Here is an 18,314-nt window from a genome sequence, read left to right on the forward strand (position 1 = left end):
ATGCAGGGCGCAATCATGACATCTCAACAGCGGGCCGACTATTGGCGCGAACAGATCACCACCTGGCAAGCATCCGGTCTTTCTGGCCAGGTTTTCTGCCAGCAACAGCAGCTGACATACCACCAGTTTGTTTACTGGCGGCAAAAATATTGTACCGATAACCCGACTCAAGCGCGGGCCCCAGGGTTTGCCAAAGTCACCGCCGACATCACCCACGTCGACACCCCAACCGAGCTGACACTCTCATTGCCCAATGGCCTGGTGATCACCGGTCTTAATGACCGCAATGTCTCCCTGCTGGGCGCTATTCTCAGGCAACTCTGATGCGTAACCGTGACTTACGCCCGGCGCTGGCGATGCCACAGATTTTTCTTTATCGCGCACCCATCGATTTCCGCAAGCAGGTCAACGGGCTGGCGGCGCTGATAGAACAGGAATTGGGACACGATCCTTTTACCGGGGCGCTGTATGCTTTTACTAACCGCCAGCGCAATAAAATCAAATGTCTGATGTGGGAAGACAATGGTTTTGTCCTTTATTACAAGGCGCTGGCAGAGGAGAAGTTCAAATGGCCCAGTCTGGCCGATGACCTGTTACCCCTGACCGGGGAGCAGATTAACTGGCTGCTTGATGGTTACGATATCAGTCTACTCAATGGGCATAAAAAACTGCATTATGATGGCGTTAATTAGTCGAAACAGGAAGCATCAGGTGGCTGTTTTTGTTATAATTTAACCATGAAAACGCCCACTTTCCCGCCAGCCGAAAACCCAGACAACCGCAGTTTATCTGCGGTTGAATTGCTGGCGCAGGTCGAGGAACTTCAGCAACAGCTTCAACATCGCGAATGTTATATCGCCCTACTCGAAGAACTGCTCCGCCTCAAAAAAGCCCAACAGTTTGCCGCCAGCAGTGAGCGGCATACTGACCAGATTGCCTTGTTCGATGAAGCCGAACTGGACGTGGCAATGGAGTCCTTGTTGGCTCAACTGCCGGATGACGTATCGCCGCCCCCACCGCCGTCTGGCACCCAAAAACGCCAACGCGGTTTCTCCGCCAACCTGCTGCGTGAACGTGTGGAGTTGTGCCTGTCCGACGAAGAAAAAGCCGGCGCCCGCGCCACCTTCTTCAGCAAGGTTAAAGAAGAGCTGGCGTTTATTCCCGCCCAATTAAAAGTCATCGAATACTGGCAGGAAAAAGCGGTGTTTGACCGCGATGGCGAGGAGTTTATTGTGGCTGCCCGCCGCCCGGTCCATCCGCTGGGCAAATGTTTTGCCACCACCGCCTTGCTGGCGTATATCATCGTCGCCAAATATGCCGATGGGCTGCCGCTGTACCGCCTGGAAAACATGCTTGCCCGCAGTGGCCACCCGGTAGGCCGCACCAATATGGCCCACTGGATCATCCGGTTAGCCAAGGTATTTGCCCCGCTGCTGGCCCGGTTGCGTGACGTGCAAAACAGTAGCCGTTACCTGCAAATGGATGAGTCCCGCATCCAGGTACTGAAAGAAGAAGGCAAAACCGCCCAATCGGACAAATGGATGTGGGTGATACGCGGTGGCCCCCCCCGATAAACCTTCAGTGCTGTTCGAGTATGACCCGAGCCGCGCCGGTAGTGTTCCCGTGCGCCTGTTGGCGGGATTCACCGGTATTTTGCAAACCGATGGCTATGCCGGTTATGACGCGGTGTGCCGTGAAAACAAGCTTGTGCGTATCGGCTGCTGGGATCATGCCCGGCGCAAATATATTGAAGCGGGCAAAGCGGTCCCCAAGGGCGCAAAATCTGCCAAAGGCAAACCCACTAAAGCGGATGTGGCGCTGGGCTACATCGGTAAACTGTATGGCATTGAACGGAGCCTGCAGGGGCGCAGTGAAGCGGACAAATACCTGGCCCGTCAGCAATATAGCCTGCCGTTGCTCAAGGCATTCAAACTATGGCTGGAGCAGAATGTCGGCAAGATAATGAAGGGATCGCTGACCCGTCAGGCCATGGACTACACGCTCAACCACTGGGCAGAATTGATAGGCTATTGCGATCATGGGCAGGTGAACATCAGCAATGCGTTGGCGGAAAATGCCATCCGCCCGTTTGCGGTCGGTCGCAAGGCATGGCTATTTGCCGACAGTTCGCAGGGCGCCAGCGCCAGTGCCGGGTGTTATTCCTTGATCGAAACGGCGAAGGCCAATCAGTTAGAGCCGACGGCGTATATCCGTAAGCGCCGAGTTACCCGGTGAAGCCTTATTCAGCTTCGCTGATCACCACATTCCACGGCAGTAAATCATTCAGATCATCGTTCGATGTCCGTTTAGGCAGTTCGCGGAACAGATGCATGAAGTAGTAATACGGATTGAGATCGTTGGCGCGGCAGGTCATCACCAGGCTGTACAGATTCGCGCTCGCGATGGCACCGCCCACCGATTGGGAGAACATCCAGTTTTTGCGGCCCGTGGTGAACGGGCGGACATCTCGCTCGGTCACGTTATTATCAATGCTCAGTCGCCCATCTTCAAGGTAGGTTTGCAGTTTCATCCACTGGTTCAGCGTGTAGTTAACGGCTTTGCCTAGCGTACTTTTCGGCACCACACCAGGCTGCGTTTCAACGAGCCATTGATAAAATTCATTCAGTACCGGCACCGCTTTTTTCTGGCGCAGCGCCTGTCGCTCGTCCGGACTGAGGGCTTTAGCTTCTCGCTCCACTCCATATAATTTGCCGAGGTAATTGAGCGCTTTTTCTACTCGCCCGGCTTTCTTTTTCGGCTGCGACTTTTGCGCATCAACGAAGTAACGCCGGGCATGAGCCCAGCATCCTGCTTGAGTGACGGTTTTCAATGTGTCGTATCCAGCGTAACCGTCGGTGAGTAAATACCCGGCGTAGTCACCTAAAAAGTGTTGGACACACAGACCCGCACGACTCGGTTGATAATCGTAAATCACCACCGGATCCGCTTCGAACTCACCGCTGCGATAAACCCACATGTACGATTGGCTCTGGGCTTTTCTATCCGGTTCATTGAGCACTTGCACGGTGGTTTCATCGGCGCAGATGAGAGGCTCAGCCAGCAAGTGACCTTTCATTGCTTCAATGATGACCCCAACTTTACTGCCCAGTTGCACGCACCAGTTGGCCAATGTTGTGCGGCTCAGTTCAATGTCACTGCGTTTTAATATCTCTTCCTGGCGATAGAGCGGCAACGCATCAACATATTTAGCGGTGACCACGGCGGCAAAGGTTTCTGGACAGCCGATGCTTTTGGGGATCATGCTCGGTGGCTTGGGCGCGGTGACGATTTTGCTGCGCATTTCGGTGGACTCACAGTGGCGGCATGCGTATTTGGTACGTTCGTGACGAATGACGCTGACGTGTTGTGGGATGATTTTTAACTGCTCAGACGTTTCGACGCCACAGGGATGCAGCTCATGACCACAACATTCGCAGTGCGGCGCATTCAGCGTGTGAGTGTGGACGTCACGCTCAAGCGCTTTGGGTAGCGGTTTACGACCTTTTTTGTGGTGTGCTGGCGCAGGTTTGCTGATGGCATGTTGTTGCTCGGCTTCGTTGAAGGTGCCTTTAGGCACGTGCTCACTTTGGGCCGAGAAGCGTCTGGATGTGCTTAGGTTGAGTTGCTCAATAAGCAGTTGAAGCCGATTTTCAAGTTCAACCACCGCTTCTGCTTGCGTATGAAGTGCCTCTTTGAGCGAGCCATTTTCGGCCTGAAGTTGCAGCAACATGGCTTTCAGTTGGTCAACATCATCGGGCAAGTCAGTCATGGTCAAGGCTCATCGTAATAAGATGAGTCAAGTGTGACAGCCTAAAAGGATCGTTCAAGTGACAAATGACGATCAGTTTTACCGGTCACACGTTTAAGTGATGCAGCGGCTTATGCGCTTGAGCATGCTCGATAGTGAGCCCCGACAAGAGCCAATGGAGCTGAGCCTGGCTGATGTGTATCGCATTATCGGGTTTGGGTGCTGGCCATTTGAAGCGGCCTTTTTCCAGGCGTCGATAATAGAGCCAGAAGCCGTTGGTATCCCAGAAGAGGATTTTGATTTTATCGCGCGCGCGATTGCAGAAGATGAACCAGGCTTGGCTCAGTGGATCCATCTCCAGCACATCGGCGACGATCAGAGACAATCCATCAATTGATTTGCGCATGTCGGTAGAACCGGAGACGAGGTAAATACCCGAATGGGGGACTAACATAGCAGCGCGTTAACCCAGCTCTGGATGTGGTGAGCGGGTAAGTCGGCGGGCAGTTCGACCGACAGTCCGGAAGGCAGTGAGAGTATCACCACCCCATGAGGCGATAAGTCGCGGTATTCTTGTACGCGTACTGGGTGAATCCGCAGTGTGGATGAGTGGTCGCTGAGTTTTTGTTTCCAGTAATAATAGGTGCCGATATTAATCTGGTGGGCTTTACAAAAATTGGTAATGGAGAGGTCACTTTGAGCTTGTTGTACAAAGAGTTGAGACCAGTATTGCTGTTTTTCGTGAGATGTCATAATGTGCTCCTTGTGGTTAGGAGCACTATGCCGCGAGGGTGGTATTATTGGTAGGTGGGGTTAAATTGGCGCTTACGTATATCCAGTATGTGCTGGATCACATCGGCGAGGCGGATACGCAAGAAAAACTCGACGCGTTATTGCCCTGGAATGTGGACCTGGTCCCCTTTTTAAAAAATGTGTCGCAGTATGGATAGGGGGAGTACGTCGATTTAACGGCGCTTACAGAACAACGGCATCAGGGAGAAGATATAAGCCTGCTGGCAAAACGAAAAGCCTTGTATGACATGGCTAAAAAAGCCCGACCGGAACGGTGGTCAGCCTCATGCCGTCAGTGGCAGCGGGTAGATGTAGTAATGTTGAATCCAGACAAGCCAGAAACCGGGCTAAAATCTGCAGCGTAAAAACGAATAAGGGTGTCAACTTCGTTGACAGCTACCGATGAGAAAATAGTAGTATAAAGGCGGCGCGGGGCCGCCTTTAATTATTCTGCCAACCAAGTGGATTGATTGAAAATGAACTTTCCCTATTCAGTTCGACTTTATATTTTTTAGTTTAAGACATCATTTTGTTGTAATGTCCTTCAAAATTTGTCCGTAGGAAAACTTCTCTGAATTTATTGATAAAGCGTTCTGAATCTATTTCGCCAAGATCGTTTATGTTTACTGAGTCGGAATGAGATTCTCTGTTAATAAATCTGAAAAAAGAAGAAAATTCAGCGTCATCTTCTTCTAATTCATCAAGAGCTTTTTTTAATTCATCGGTTTTGTGAACGAAAGAAAAGTAATATTCGAGAATGTTTCTCATGATGTTAGGGAGTACGATGTTATTAGTGTTCCCTTCTTGTGCATCTTTTATTATCTGCCAATAGGACTGGTAGTCATTTTTTATATCGCCTCTCTTCATTGGCGATATGTTGCTATGAGTATTTTTTGTGACTCTGAATACATTGCACTTTTTATCGAAGTCCTCTTGTTTCTTAGGGAGGTATTTTATCATTTCGTGTAGGAAATATAGGCTATGAGTCAGCAGGATAACTTGCGAATACTCATATCCCTTGATGATTTTCTTATGAGTAAGAGAGCCTATCTCATATATGTAATTATGAGATAGACTGGAAATTGGATCGTCAACAACAATTATTTTCTTGTTCTTAGGGGTTGGCGAGTCGAAGCGTATGCTTCCCTGGCACAATTCCAAAAAATAAAGATAAGTGATAAGAGTTTTCTCACCTTCACTCAGAGATTTGTACACGTGATTTCCGCTGTTGTGCGTGCCTCGGCAAAGGTAATAGTGGTTGTCTTCACCTGGCTTTCGTTTGATTTCAAAGCCTTCTAAGCCGATGCTTATGATCTGACTGTTAATGTTGGTTATTGACGTATCTATGTTTGTTATCTTTGCTCTGTTCTCAGAGATTATTTCATTCTGTTCTTCGATTGACCTGGTCAACGCTGCTATTTCGTCTTCGTATTTCAAAATTTCAGAATTGATTTCCTCTATTAATTTGTCGTGTTCCTTTATTTCAGAATCAAACTTAATGCGAACCAATGACCAGAATTTACTCTTGATTTCGTCTAGGGAATCTTTCTTCTTTTCTAGTTTCGAGTTAAAGGTTCTTCTCGAAGAGTTTTCGTCTTCTACTATTTGGTTTATTGATTGTAAAAAATCGTCTGTTTCTTTCAGTGATACTCTTATGCTAGGGTCGTTTAGCTTTTTATCTATTTTTTCTAGGTTTGCTTCTAAAGAGTTTATAAGCCTTTCTTTCTGTAAATCAAGGTCTCTATTGTTTAGTGATTTGAAATGATTTTCGGAAAGCTGTGTTTTTAGCTCGTTGGTTTTATTGAAGTAATTGTCTCTTAAACCCTGTATTTCTTTTTTCTTTTGTTCATATGATGAGTCGAATAGTGAGTTGATTTGCTTTGCCAATTCATCCCCTAAAGCCTGCTGACAGAATGGACATTTCCCTTCGGCATCATTTATGTAAATTCTACCTTGATCTATCCATGAGGAATTCTTTAATTTTTCTACTAGATTGGATAGGTAGCTTTCTCTTGATGCAATAATCACTTCGTTAAAAATGCTGTTTGTCTCTATGGCAGACAAATTGGAGGATAGTGTTGGTAATAGACTTCTTTTCTCAGCAGTTTTTCTGTTTAGTTCGCTTGACTCCCTTGCAAGATCGTTAAAATCATATCCAGGTGAATTTAGTAGAGGAGTTCTTAAAAGCGCTTCATAAAACTTGTCAGCAGAATTTTTAAAGCCCACTAAACAGTGGTCTAGATCCTTTCTGTCATGCTCTTTCTTGATTTCATATACTTTGTTTTTTATGTGTCGTATCTTAGTCTCCTTTCTGGTTCCACACTCCGATTTAGCTTGCTGTTTTGATGCCTCTGGCCTTCTAGGCTGGTTATTTCCTGTTCTGCAACAGTTATTGCTTGTTCGGCTGCCACATTTTCTTCACCGAGGGTGAATACTCCCTCAAAACTATCTTGCGAAAAGTTTTTTTCCACAAAATCAGTGTTGTAAACTAATAGTTGATAGTCTTGCGAGTTTGGTAGAGTAAAATTACACCTATTATAGTTGCTGTCTGATGTGTTCTGTAAGTATCTTGCTAGAGTTGATTTTCCTGTACCGTTATGACCATAAATGACTACTAATTTTTTGTTTGTGTTTATCGTAACTGGAGTAAGTTCACTAAAGCTTGCTACTCCTTGCATTGTTATAGACTCGATCATTTTCCCTCCGTATATTATTTGTGAAGTTTTCTTTATATGCTTGCTGCTCATCCCATTGTAGGAGAAAAAGGAGGGGCTATATTGATGTAGCCCAGAAAAATACTTATGAAACATGCTACTTTGGTATTATGTGCTTAGGCTTTGCTTCATTAGAGGTCGAGGAGTGGGGAGGTCACGGTTGAGGGGGGAGACATGAGCAAGCGTCAGCATCCTGGGGGATCGGGTACAGCAGACGTGCCGCAGCTCACTGCTATAGAGGAGCACAAAGGGCGCTTGGCTATTATGGTCCGCAGGCTTCATCCTGTTGAGCTGGAACAACTGCGTAAGGACATGGCAGAATCGTCAGCTTGGGCCAAAGCTGAACTAAAACGTCGACGAGCTGCAAAAAATCAAAAAAATTCTGAGCATGGTATAGATGATGGTATCGAGAAAGGTTGTCCTGCTAACTAGCTGTTATTTCGATGTATTTTCTGCTCATTGATATTCGAGTGGGAATGATTTCGCATCTGGCAATAGCCTGCATGTAAAAGCAATAAACACCTCCAAGCCCGCGTAATTGCGGGCTTTTTGCGTTTTCAGCCTAGCACTGTCTGGCAAATTTTCGCATCGCCAAGCATTCCGTTTCTATGTTTCGGTTAGTTTATCTAACTAAAAGGTGTCTAGGGAATCTGTGCGATTCATTCCCTTATTTTAATACCCTATATGTATGTTACTGTTTATTGTTAAGGTGGTTGCTATATTCTAGTGGTAACCAACGATATCCTTTTCCCTCTTTAATCACATGGCCAAATCCGGGAAATGAAATATGAGCAGCAGCAACCAGATCGCCTTCTTTTGCCACTGTATTTAAAATTCTCTCTCGTGTTTCAATTGCTTTTTTTGGGTTAATATCAAAGCGAATCGCAACCGAAGGTGAGTGCATCTGTATCGCTCTGGCGTGGATAATGTCTCCCCAAAGAATCAAATTTTTTCCATCACTTGAAACTTTGTAAATAACGCTGCCTGGGGTGTGTCCTGGTGCTGGTATTACTTCGATTCCCGGAAATAATTTCACTGGTGCTTGAAAAGTTATTAGCTGCCCGGCTTTTATCACAGTACCGACCGTTTTTTCTGATTCGGCAAATGTATGACGTTGGTCTGGATTAACATTCTTGATGTTTTTACGATCAAGCCAAAAACTAACGTCACGTTGATCGACATAGACTTTCGCATTCGGAAAAACTAACTTGTCACCTTTGCTGATGCCACCTGAATGATCTGCATGTATATGTGTCAGCAATACTGCATCGATGCTGTCCGCCGGATATCCGGCAGCAGCGAGGTTTTCTGTAATATGCCCGCCAATATTACCGAATAATTCTCCCGCGCCTGCATCCACCAAAATTTGTTGTTTACCGTCATCAATCACATAGGCATTGATCGAGGTTTCTGTTTCTGGCTTTAGATAGGACGATTTGAGCTCTTTGATGATTAATTCTGGGGATTCATTCGTCAGCAATTTGTCTAATGGGATATCAACTGTCCCATCAGACACTGCAGTAACCAGTAGTTCTCCGACTTTAATCCGGTAATAACCAGGTGATTGCTTAGCGCTGATATAGGTGGATGCACTCGCAAAATGAGTGACTACGATTAAGGGCACTAACCAAATACTCTTCATACTATTTTCTCTATTGATTCATTGAATTTTTTGAGTATATTTACCCCGCAGAAATTACTAAAATTGATTATTATGATAAACCATATCATTACAAATGATTTTCGCAGGATGGACTTGAATTTACTCCTTGTACTGCTTGTTCTTTATCGTGAGGAAAGTGTGACAAGGGCTGCAGATAGCCTGCATGTAGGACAACCCGCTATCAGCGGGGCTCTGAAGTGCCTCAGAGAGCTAATGGATGATCCACTCTTTGTTCGAAAAGGCAGTGGTATGATCCCAACACCTCGGGCTGAAAAGTTGGTCCATGAAATTACACCATTAATGACATCACTACACAGTCACTTGTTTGATGTGCCTCTTTTTTCTCCTAAAACTAGTGTGAAAACATTTCGAGTTGGCATGAGTGAATGGGTTGAGCAGTGGCTAATGCCAAAGCTTTTAGAGCGGATATATAAGGAGGCGCCAGGAGTTTATTTAAAAATTGTGAATGTCGATCCCTATACGGCTCGTGATTCTGTAGAAGAAGGCATTGTCGATGTCGCAGTCTCTATTGATACAGTTTCGACTATGGAAACTGAGAGTATCCTTGTTAGGAATATGGGCTATAAAACGGTTTGGTCAGAAGACCAAATATCTATCAAAGATCCAATCACCTTAGACGAGTTTCTTAGTAAAGAACATCTTTTAGTTTCTTATCGCAATGCGACAAGTAGCTCACTTGACAAATCTTTAGCACAACAAGGAAAGTCGCGCCATATTCGCTATATTTCCCCTAATTTTTCCTCTTATCCACTTATCTTAAATCAGCAACCTCTCTTAGCGACAGTTCCGCATGGGCTCGCTTTGATTTGGCAGCAATATTACAAGCTGACTATAAGTGAAGCTCCAGTTGACTATGAGGAAATTAAACTATGTTTGTTGTGGCATAAAAGGCAGAGTCAAGATGCTGCCCTTAATTGGCTTTTAGAGCATTTAAAGCAAGTAATGATATGACTTATCTGAAGTGGCATAATAAATTTGCCTACCTGAATAGAAGTAATATCATTACCTCATAGCCAAAATAGGTGATACCATAACCAAAAGTAACAGACGCCACAAAATGGGAGTGACCATCTCATTAAACCCCTGATATTTGGAAATAGTGATTGACGAAAACATCACTCGGAAACCACCTAAAAAACAAAACGTTAGTAAAACCATTTATGAGTTAATTAACTATATCCGGTTGCTTAATAATAAATTAATTTCTCTTGCGGTAAATATAATTCCAGGCTGAGTTAAGTCTTAAAAAATACCGCTGACTTGATTTGTTTTAGAAATCTGTCTTGTGTAATATCAACTAGATTGGATAATTGTTGAGAGGAGTTTTCCTTAAGATAAGCAATTCCATAAGAAATAAAATCAGGAATATTTAGTGGGATGCTTATTAATTCTTTGTCCATGGGGCAAATAAAATGTGGCATTATGGCAATCCCAATCTTGCTTTTTATCATAACATATGTAATAGCGGCAGAGTCGCTGTAGTACACTATAGCGTTAGGTTGAAGATTTTGTATCTTACTTTGAATTCTGAGCATTTCCACAGGACATTTTATCGGGTTAAGTAAAATCAATGGTCTCTCCTTAATATCGGAAAGATCAATTGTTTTTTTTCTTGAAAGTTTGTCATTTATCGCCATGACGCAATATAGTCGGTTTTGATATAGTTCTTTGTATATTACTTCATTGCATGCTTCCATATTGTCTTTTACTGTGAAAATTATATCTGTTTTTCTGGTTAATAATTCATTCTTTCTTTCTATATAGTCAGATGTTTTAAGATGAATATGAACATTTTTTTCAATTTTTTGATATTCTTCTAGTATCATTGGTAATAAGTTATTTTCGAGTGGTGAATTATCATAACCGATTGATAAATTAGATGAGAATTCCTTGTCATAATTTGTTGCTTTAGCAATGGCGATATTTAGGCGTATTAACACATCTTTAACGTCTGTATAAAAAGATACTGCGGCAGAGCTAAGTTCAACATTATGTTTGTCGCGAATGAATAATTTAATACCAAGTTCATCTTCAAGCTTTTTTATTTGATGAGTAACTGCGGGTTGAGTGATATGTAATAATTCACCTGTTTGAGAAAAACTACGCGTTTCATATAACTGGATAAAACATTTCAGTTGTTTGATATTCATACCATTTCTCTTTGTTATAAATAAAACTAATTAAGCATAAATGTTATTCATTTTCAAATCAATAGTTATGCTGATATTATATATTGATATTTATCAAGTTCATATAAGCGAGCGTACTATGAAATACATTATTACGGGTGTGGATGGGAAGTTAGGCGGCCGTGTAGCAGAAAATATGCTACACGAAGTTAACGCGAAAGATTTAATCCTGACTTGTCCGGATTTGCAACGGATGAATAAAAATACACTGCTAAAATGGCGAGAACGGGGCGTATCTGTACACGAAGCTAATTATGATGATCCTCAGGGTATGGAGAAAAGCTTCAAAAACGGTGACAGAATTTATATAGTGTCTGGTGTTTTAATCGGCGATAAACGCGTACAGCAACATAAAAATGTAATTGATTCTGCCATAAAGGCCGGTGTCAGCCATATTACTTATACTTCTTTTCTTGGTGCGACAAATCCTGCTTACGCACATGTATATGTGACGCCGGATCATACGGAGACAGAGAAATATTTAAGTCAATGTAGTGTAGCATACAATGCCATGCGTAACAATCTTTATATGGAGAACTATTTAACCACATCGGTTATGTTGGCACTGATGTCCAATAATAAATGGTATACCACTGCCGGGGAAGGAAAGGGTACATTCATTGCTAAAGATGACAGTGCCAGAGTTGCCACAGCATTATTACTTGGTAAGGGTAAGGATAACGAAGCTTATAATATAACTGGCGGTGAATCAATATCGCAACGTGACCTTTGCCAACTGATTAGTGAGCTTTCAGGAATAAACATTGAATACTGTCCTGTTGATAAAAAAGTTTTTTTTGACTATCTGGATTCTATGAATATTCCCCGTGATACCGATCAGGATTTTTCTAAATCACCGGTGCCTTGGTGTGGTAATGATATGGTGACCAATGAAGCAAGTATAGCTGAAGGCTTAATGGATGTGCATTCGAATGCGGTTGAATTACTGACCGGCAGAAAACCACTTACCGCTCGTGAGCTGGCGAAAAATTATAGTTATATTTGGGAGAATAACGTCACTCATTGGAAAGACATTCGATAATTTAGTGGCTGTTTCTTCATTCAATATAAAATTATGCATTTCCCCTTCATATAAAACACTGATGCTGCTGAACCACCTCATATGAGGTGGTGACTGTATTTGTGCCAGGGGGGTGAATAAGTTGGTTATATTGTAGTGCCTTCAATATTTAGTCTTGATGAGGAGCCGTACCATCTGACAAATACTCTGACAGAAACGCTCCAGTTACTGACGGGTTGTCTTTCACCATTCCTAAGGGACTTCCTTGATAGACGATCTTCCCCCCATATTTTCCTGCACCAGGACCCATCTCAATCACATGGTCAGCCGCGGCAATTATATCGAGATTGTGTTCGACAACGATGAGGGTCATCCCTTGATCCGCCAGCGAACCGAATAACGGTATCAGGCGTTCCACGTCTGCCATGTGAAGACCGGATGTAGGTTCATCGAACAGATATATCTTTCCGGTTCGGCCAAGTTCTGCCGCCAGTTTTAGCCTCTGTCTTTCGCCACCCGACAACGTGGAAAGCCGCTGGCCGATCTGCACATATCCGAGCCCTACCTGTTCCATGCGCGCAAGTGCATCTGAGATTGTCGTTTCGTCCTCGAACAGATGTCGTACTTCTGGTGCGCACATGTTCATTACCTCGTCTATGGAGTGGCCCACAACTCGGGTCGAGCGCGCTTCCGCGCTATAGCCGGAACCGTCGCAGACTTCACAAACCGCCTCAACTGCATCGAGGAACGCGAGGTCGGTACGGACGACACCGCGTCCTTTGCAGATAGGGCAAGCTCCGGCCGAATTCGTGCTGAACAGTCCAACATGCTTACCACTCCGCCGCGCGAAATAGTGGCGAATGTCGTCGAGAATACCAAGATAACTGGCCGGTGTTGAACGAAAAGATCCGCGAAGCTCGGTCTGATCAATAACGACGACATCAGAACGAAGTCGGGGCAATATCCGGTTAACCAGCGTCGATTTTCCGGACCCCGCAACACCCGCGACCACCGTCATTACCCCAAGCGGGATTTCGACGGACACGTTATGTACATTGAACATCGATTGATTATGGATGCTGATCCACCCGGACGGGGTGCGAGGCTTTTCGTTGAAGTGCCGTAGCTTGCGAAAGCTTCGACCAGTCTCAGTATCCGCTAACTTCAGGTTCGCCACCGATCCCTGATAGACGACCTCTCCACCGCTTTTCCCTGCCCGGGGCCCCATATCGATTACATGATCGGCGATGGTGATGATATCGGGGTCGTGTTCGACCAGAAGAATGCTGTTCCCTTTGTCCCTCAAGCGGATAAGCAACTCACCGAGATGGCGAACATCGCGGGCGTGCAAACCAACACTCGGCTCATCGAATATATAGGCAATATCCGCAAGACTGCTGCCAAGATGACGGATCATTTTGATCCGTTGAGACTCGCCGCCGGACAGACCGGATGTTCCCCGATTCAAACTGAGATAGTCGAGCCCTATATCGATCATGCTTTCGAGTTTTTCTACCATGGATGATACGACTGGGAGCATCTCCTTCTCTTTTATTCCACGAACAAAATCGAGCAGTTCGCTTGCCTCCATCTCAGCACATTCTGCAATGTTATGGTCAGCGATCCGGCAGGAAAGCACTTGAGGATTGAGACGGCCGCCTTCGCAAGCCGGACATGACCCGCTCGTCGTCACACGTGCCAGTGCTTCCAGTTCAAGGGGGGTAAGATCCGCCTCTTCGCGTTCCAGAAACGAGCGGCGCAGTCGAGGCAAAACACCTTCATAGACCGTGCTTTTCGGCCAGCCTGGCCTGGGGTTAGTTACGGGCGTACCTTCCTCGATGGTCAGACGTCGCCACTCTGTCTCACTATACGTACCAAGAGGCTTTGCTGTATCGAAGAAGCCCGACAAAGTGTAGCGTTTCCAACGCCACGAAGACGGCTCGAATCCTGGGAAACGGATAGCTCCTTCGTCAAGTGAACGCTCCCGGTCGAACAGCGCTTCCTCGTCGATCATCCTGATCGTTCCTAACCCCTGACACTCCGAACACATACCATTGGGATTATTGAATGAGAAGAGGCTGGATTCTCCGATATGAGGCTTGCCAATGCGCGAGAAAAGCAGGCGCAGGAGAGTGTAAATCTCCGTCACGGTTCCGACGGTGGAGCGAGCGTTGCCACCTAACCGACGCTGATCAACGACAATCGATGCCGGTAGATTTTCGAGACGGTCAGCTTCCGGGTGTCCCTGAGGCTTTAGCCGGTTGCGGACGAAGGTCGAATAAGTTTCGGCTAATTGGTGTTGCGACTCAGCGGCTATGGTATCGAACAGAAGCGACGACTTTCCACAGCCGGAAACCCCGGTGAAAACCACAATCTTATGCTTTGGGATTTCGAGTGTTACATTCTTCAGATTGTTCGTTCGCGCGCGGATAATTCGCATCGGCAAATCAGGCATTTTTAGATGCCTCTGCTTGTAATCCTTTAACGGCTTTGCAGCAGAGTTCGGCGAATATCGCTTGTTCTCACGCCGTCATGACCAACGCCACCAGCCGCGCTGCATCGCATCGTTGGAGAGCCGCTCTTTCCATAAAGGCTTCGCCCTTGGCGCTAAGTCTGGTTTCCTGCGCACGGCGGTCGGTATCGTCGGACGATTGCTCGATTAATTCGAGATCTTTGAGCACACGCAGTGCCTTTGAAAGCTGGGTGCGGGAGACCCCCAAGCGCTCGCTAATGATCGATGGCCGCAAAGCACCGCCGACGCGCAGGACTTCCAGTACATCATATTGTGGCCATGTTATCGCCTCTGGCGTGAAACGGTTGCGACGGGCGACCAGTTCACATTGCAGAAGAGATAGTGAGTTTTCAAAATTTATAGTTTCCATTAGGAAACTATAAATCTTGTTAGATTGCCATTCAATCAGATTTTGTAGATTTATTGATAACCTTTTGGGTATCAATTGTTGACTGGACTAGATTTCTTCTCATCCGAACATTCGCGCCTTGGGGGTGTGCTGCGCCGGCGGGGAGTGGATAAAAGGGCGGTTAAACACCGCCCTGACAATCAATGCTGTTTAATATAGATATTGCGGGTCAGATAAAATCCGAGAGGTGAAACGGTGAATCCGCCAATAAAGGGTTTCACCAATTGGTTCTGAACATAGTAATAAATAGGAATAGCGGGAACATCATTGCTCAGAATATCGCTGGCTGTTTGGTATTCCTGCTTGATTTTTCCGGCATCGGTTGTTTCACTGGCTTCCTGAATAGCGGCATCAAAATGACTATTGCTGTATTTAGTGGTGTTCTGCGTATCCCCGGTGCGGAAGGTATTAAAGAATGTAGAGGGTTCGTTGTAGTCGGCAAGCCAGGTATAACGGACCAGATCAAAATTCCCCTGGCGCATGGTTTCAAGCATGGTTTTCCATTCCTGATTTTTCATAGTGACATCGGCCCCCAGATTCTTTTTCCACATGGATGTCGCCGCGATAGCAATGCGTTGATGATCCTGGGAGGTGTTATAAAGCAGATTCAGTTTCAAGGGATGCGCCGGAGTGAAACCGGCCTCAGCCAGTAATTTTTTCGCCTCTGCGTTACGTTTACTCTGAGACCAGGCGGCATATGCCGGTGGGGTGAATGTCATTCCACCAATTTTTAATGGCATCAGTGTGTCAGCCGGTTTTTGCCCTTGCCCCACCACTTTATCGGTGATAATGCTTTTATTCAGGGCGAGATTAAGCGCCTGCCGGACACGAACATCGTTGAACGGGGCTTTAACCGTATTGAACTTGTAATAATAGATGCCGAGTAAATCGGTATTATGAACCTGTCCGCCGAGTTCGGTTTTGAGCTGCCGGTACTGAATTGTTGGAATAGTATCGGTAATATCGATTTCGCCAGCCCGGTAGCGGTTAACCATGGCCGCCTGGTCTGCAATGGGCAGGTAAGTGACTTTGTTGATCACGGTTGCTTTATTATCCCAGTATTTAGGATTGCGCTGGGCCACAACTTTTTCGTTTACCACCCACTGAACGGGGGTATACGCACCGCTGGTGACGATATTGCCTGGCTGTGTCCATTTGTCGCCGAATTTCTCGACAACAGCTTTGCTGACCGGGAACAACGACATATGGCCCACGAACTGGAGAAAATAAGAAACGGGTTGGGAAAGTGTTACCTGAACGGTATGGTCGTCCAGGGCTTTTACACCAAGCTGACTGACGGGCATTTTGCCATTGGCAATGGCCTGCGCATTTTCAATATGGGCATTCGAGGCAAAAGAAGCATAAGGCGACGCGGTTTTGGGATCCACCAGGCGCTGCCAACTAAACACCACATCCTGGGCCGTGATGGGTTTCCCATTGGACCAGACGATGCCAGGGCGTAAATGAAATGTCCAGACTGTGTTATTCTGGTTTTCCCATTTTGCAGCAAGATCCGGGTGGATTTTGCCAGCCGCGTCAATACTGACCAGTCCGCTGAAACAATCCAGAATGATATTGAAGGATTCGTTACTTTCGGCGAGCTGTGGATCCAGCGTCGCAGGTTCGGCGCCGTTGCTGCGCACCAGTTCCTGTTTACTGGCTAGTGTGACCCCGCTGGGCACAATAGCTGCTTGTACCAGCGGAACTTGCAAGCCCATAAGCGCAAGCGCTGAAAGTATGATTATTTTCCTGTTGTTTATTTTCATAAGTATTTCCTCTTTATTATTTCCCATGCTGAATATTCAGCCGTGACGAGTTGTGTGTTTGCATTTATTTTTTGGTAAAACAGATATATTCCGTTCGGTTTCTATACTATGGAGGTGAAATGTAGATATGTGCTACAAATAATGAAAAGGTATTTATTTCGTTGTGTGTCACTTTAGATATAAGAAAAAACAATCAGTACTTTGATCTTTATTGAATATATAGGGAAAAATGGCCAGAGGAATACACTGTGAAGGTGTTCGAAAAGAAGAAATAGCGAAGAACCACATTTTGTATCACTATTTCCTATATGTGTTTAATCAGTAGGTTTGCCATTCATTCATTGTAAGGTCGCGGTTTCCAATCTGAATCAGGCAAATGAAAAAACGGGTCAAAATGTGTGGCTTTCCCGCTGTTTGATGGCGCAATGATACCTATCTGTTACCTGGATTTGAGCGTTTCATTACGATGCCGTTTATAAATATACCTTCTGGTTAATAACATGTGAATGACCGGAGGTGACAATTTAAAAAGGAGGGAATTTTGTCAGCTATTTCTATTGAAAAGAAATCCCGGCGGTTTCAACTTATGGCATACCTCAATCTGATATTAATCAGTTGAAATCAACACAGAGGGTCGGCCTGAAAGCTATCCTGTCTTGTAATATTATGTGGCCTTGCGTTGAGGTGTGACATTCGGTCAGATGACAACCTTGGTGAACGCCAGGGATGCACCCAGCACGATCAGTACGATGCCGATGCTCTTGTCGACCACACCTTGCTGCTTGAGTAGCCGCCGACGCATGGTGGGCGCGGCAAAGAACAGCGCAACGATGCTGAACCAGACCCAGTGAGCTGCCGACATAAACAGGCCGTAGGCGAAGTTATGACTCAAAGGACTACCTGGCTGGACGACCTGGCTATAGGTGGCCACCACGAAAAGCATGGTTTTCGGGTTGAGCGCATTGGTGAGAAAGCCCATACGAAAGGCTGCAAACGGTGATGGAACACTGCCAGCGGCCTCCTCAAGTGTCAGTACGGTCTTGTTGGTTAGCGACTTATATCCCAGATAGATAAGGTACGACGTGCCCAGGACTTTCATGGTCATGAAAAGGAGGGGGGAGCCAGCTATCAGCACGGCAATACCAAACACGGTGTACATCACATGGACCTGCACACCGCAGGCAATGCCCAGGGCTGAGAGCAGTCCGGTGCGCGAGCCGAAGGCATAGCTGTTGCGGGTAACCATCGCAAAATCTGGGCCGGGGCTGATGACGGCCAGAATGGTGATGGTGGCGACGGCGATCAATTCATTCATCAATCAAACTCCAGTGAACAAGGCAGGTAGACAGCCCGCCAGCGCTTTCAGCGCTTGTTGAAAGTGATAAAGCGAACGTCCCGATACCCCAGCCGGGTAGGGTCGTCTGCCAGCAAACATGGGTGTTACGCCATGTAGGGTTCCCTCATCGTTGGTGATGGCTA

15 protein-coding genes and 2 pseudogenes are annotated in these 18,314 nt (G+C 45.9%); 7 read left to right on the forward strand and 10 right to left on the reverse strand.

From position 1 onward, the window contains the following. Positions 1-15 precede the first annotated feature (15 nt). The 3 genes and pseudogenes from tnpA (RS889_RS06290) to tnpC (RS889_RS06300) form a co-directional block, all read left to right on the forward strand. The gene (gene tnpA / locus RS889_RS06290) at positions 16-324 is read left to right on the forward strand and encodes an IS66 family insertion sequence element accessory protein TnpA (protein WP_290180506.1); all 309 of its coding nucleotides are present in this window, start codon (positions 16-18) and stop codon (positions 322-324) included. Further along, positions 324-692 carry an IS66 family insertion sequence element accessory protein TnpB gene (tnpB, locus tag RS889_RS06295; protein WP_290180505.1) on the forward strand — a complete coding sequence of 123 codons (369 nt, stop codon included), beginning with the start codon at positions 324-326 and terminating at the stop codon, positions 690-692. The genes tnpA (RS889_RS06290) and tnpB (RS889_RS06295) overlap by 1 nt, the downstream gene beginning before the upstream one ends. A gap of 45 nt (positions 693-737) precedes the next feature. After that, positions 738-2,211 (forward strand): annotated as a pseudogene (gene tnpC, locus RS889_RS06300) (IS66 family transposase); the annotation flags it as partial. A gap of 28 nt (positions 2,212-2,239) precedes the next feature. On the opposite strand, the gene tnpC (RS889_RS06305) reads toward tnpC (RS889_RS06300), so the two are convergent. From tnpC (RS889_RS06305) to tnpA (RS889_RS06315), 3 genes are all read right to left on the reverse strand, one after another. After that, the gene (gene tnpC / locus RS889_RS06305) at positions 2,240-3,769 is read right to left on the reverse strand and encodes an IS66 family transposase (protein WP_315708219.1); all 1,530 of its coding nucleotides are present in this window, start codon (positions 3,767-3,769) and stop codon (positions 2,240-2,242) included. An 85-nt stretch (positions 3,770-3,854) separates the two neighbouring features. After that, positions 3,855-4,154, reverse strand: coding sequence for an IS66 family insertion sequence element accessory protein TnpB (gene tnpB / locus RS889_RS06310; protein WP_315707917.1), 300 nt, complete (start codon positions 4,152-4,154; stop codon positions 3,855-3,857). A 41-nt stretch (positions 4,155-4,195) separates the two neighbouring features. After that, positions 4,196-4,501, reverse strand: coding sequence for an IS66 family insertion sequence element accessory protein TnpA (tnpA, locus tag RS889_RS06315; protein WP_315707916.1), 306 nt, complete (start codon positions 4,499-4,501; stop codon positions 4,196-4,198). Between the two features lie 65 nt (positions 4,502-4,566). On the opposite strand from tnpA (RS889_RS06315), the gene RS889_RS06320 reads away from it, so the two are divergent. After that, the gene (locus tag RS889_RS06320) at positions 4,567-4,698 is read left to right on the forward strand and encodes a transposase domain-containing protein (protein ID WP_315709825.1); all 132 of its coding nucleotides are present in this window, start codon (positions 4,567-4,569) and stop codon (positions 4,696-4,698) included. A gap of 358 nt (positions 4,699-5,056) precedes the next feature. On the opposite strand, the pseudogene RS889_RS06325 reads toward RS889_RS06320, so the two are convergent. Continuing rightward, a pseudogene (locus tag RS889_RS06325) lies at positions 5,057-7,350 on the reverse strand (AAA family ATPase). Positions 7,351-7,428: 78 nt separating this feature from the next. Between RS889_RS06325 and RS889_RS06335 the strand changes: the two are divergent. Next, the gene (locus tag RS889_RS06335) at positions 7,429-7,686 is read left to right on the forward strand and encodes a hypothetical protein (protein ID WP_315709827.1); all 258 of its coding nucleotides are present in this window, start codon (positions 7,429-7,431) and stop codon (positions 7,684-7,686) included. Between the two features lie 259 nt (positions 7,687-7,945). Here RS889_RS06335 and RS889_RS06340 read toward each other — a convergent pair whose 3' ends face one another. After that, entirely contained in the window at positions 7,946-8,896 is a 951-nt protein-coding gene (locus RS889_RS06340; protein WP_315709829.1) for an MBL fold metallo-hydrolase, read from the reverse strand. 75 nt (positions 8,897-8,971) lie between these two features. Here RS889_RS06340 and RS889_RS06345 point away from each other — a divergent pair, with 75 nt between their 5' ends. Further along, positions 8,972-9,889, forward strand: coding sequence for a LysR family transcriptional regulator (locus RS889_RS06345; protein ID WP_315710939.1), 918 nt, complete (start codon positions 8,972-8,974; stop codon positions 9,887-9,889). 284 nt (positions 9,890-10,173) lie between these two features. Here RS889_RS06345 and RS889_RS06350 read toward each other — a convergent pair whose 3' ends face one another. Further along, positions 10,174-11,088, reverse strand: a complete 915-nt coding sequence (locus RS889_RS06350) for a LysR family transcriptional regulator (protein ID WP_315709830.1) — start codon at positions 11,086-11,088, stop codon at positions 10,174-10,176. Positions 11,089-11,206: 118 nt separating this feature from the next. On the opposite strand from RS889_RS06350, the gene RS889_RS06355 reads away from it, so the two are divergent. Next, a complete protein-coding gene (locus RS889_RS06355) occupies positions 11,207-12,169 on the forward strand; it encodes an NmrA family NAD(P)-binding protein (protein WP_315709832.1) in 963 nt (320 codons plus the stop codon). Positions 12,170-12,317: 148 nt separating this feature from the next. On the opposite strand, the gene RS889_RS06360 is transcribed toward RS889_RS06355, so the two are convergent. The 4 genes from RS889_RS06360 to RS889_RS06375 form a co-directional block, all read right to left on the reverse strand. Beyond that, on the reverse strand, positions 12,318-14,603 hold the full coding sequence (locus tag RS889_RS06360) for an ATP-binding cassette domain-containing protein (RefSeq protein WP_315709833.1): 2,286 nt from the start codon (positions 14,601-14,603) through the stop codon (positions 12,318-12,320). 67 nt (positions 14,604-14,670) lie between these two features. Beyond that, positions 14,671-15,030, reverse strand: a complete 360-nt coding sequence (locus RS889_RS06365) for a MarR family winged helix-turn-helix transcriptional regulator (RefSeq protein ID WP_315709834.1) — start codon at positions 15,028-15,030, stop codon at positions 14,671-14,673. Between the two features lie 179 nt (positions 15,031-15,209). Next, positions 15,210-16,835 carry an ABC transporter substrate-binding protein gene (locus RS889_RS06370; RefSeq protein WP_315709835.1) on the reverse strand — a complete coding sequence of 542 codons (1,626 nt, stop codon included), beginning with the start codon at positions 16,833-16,835 and terminating at the stop codon, positions 15,210-15,212. 697 nt (positions 16,836-17,532) lie between these two features. Beyond that, complete coding sequence (locus RS889_RS06375) at positions 17,533-18,150, reverse strand: LysE family translocator (protein ID WP_315709837.1); 618 nt, start codon at positions 18,148-18,150, stop codon at positions 17,533-17,535. Positions 18,151-18,314 lie beyond the last annotated feature (164 nt).

It is taken from the genome of Brenneria uluponensis (assembly GCF_032395385.1).
Taxonomy (GTDB): Bacteria; Pseudomonadota; Gammaproteobacteria; order Enterobacterales; family Enterobacteriaceae; genus Prodigiosinella; species Prodigiosinella aquatilis.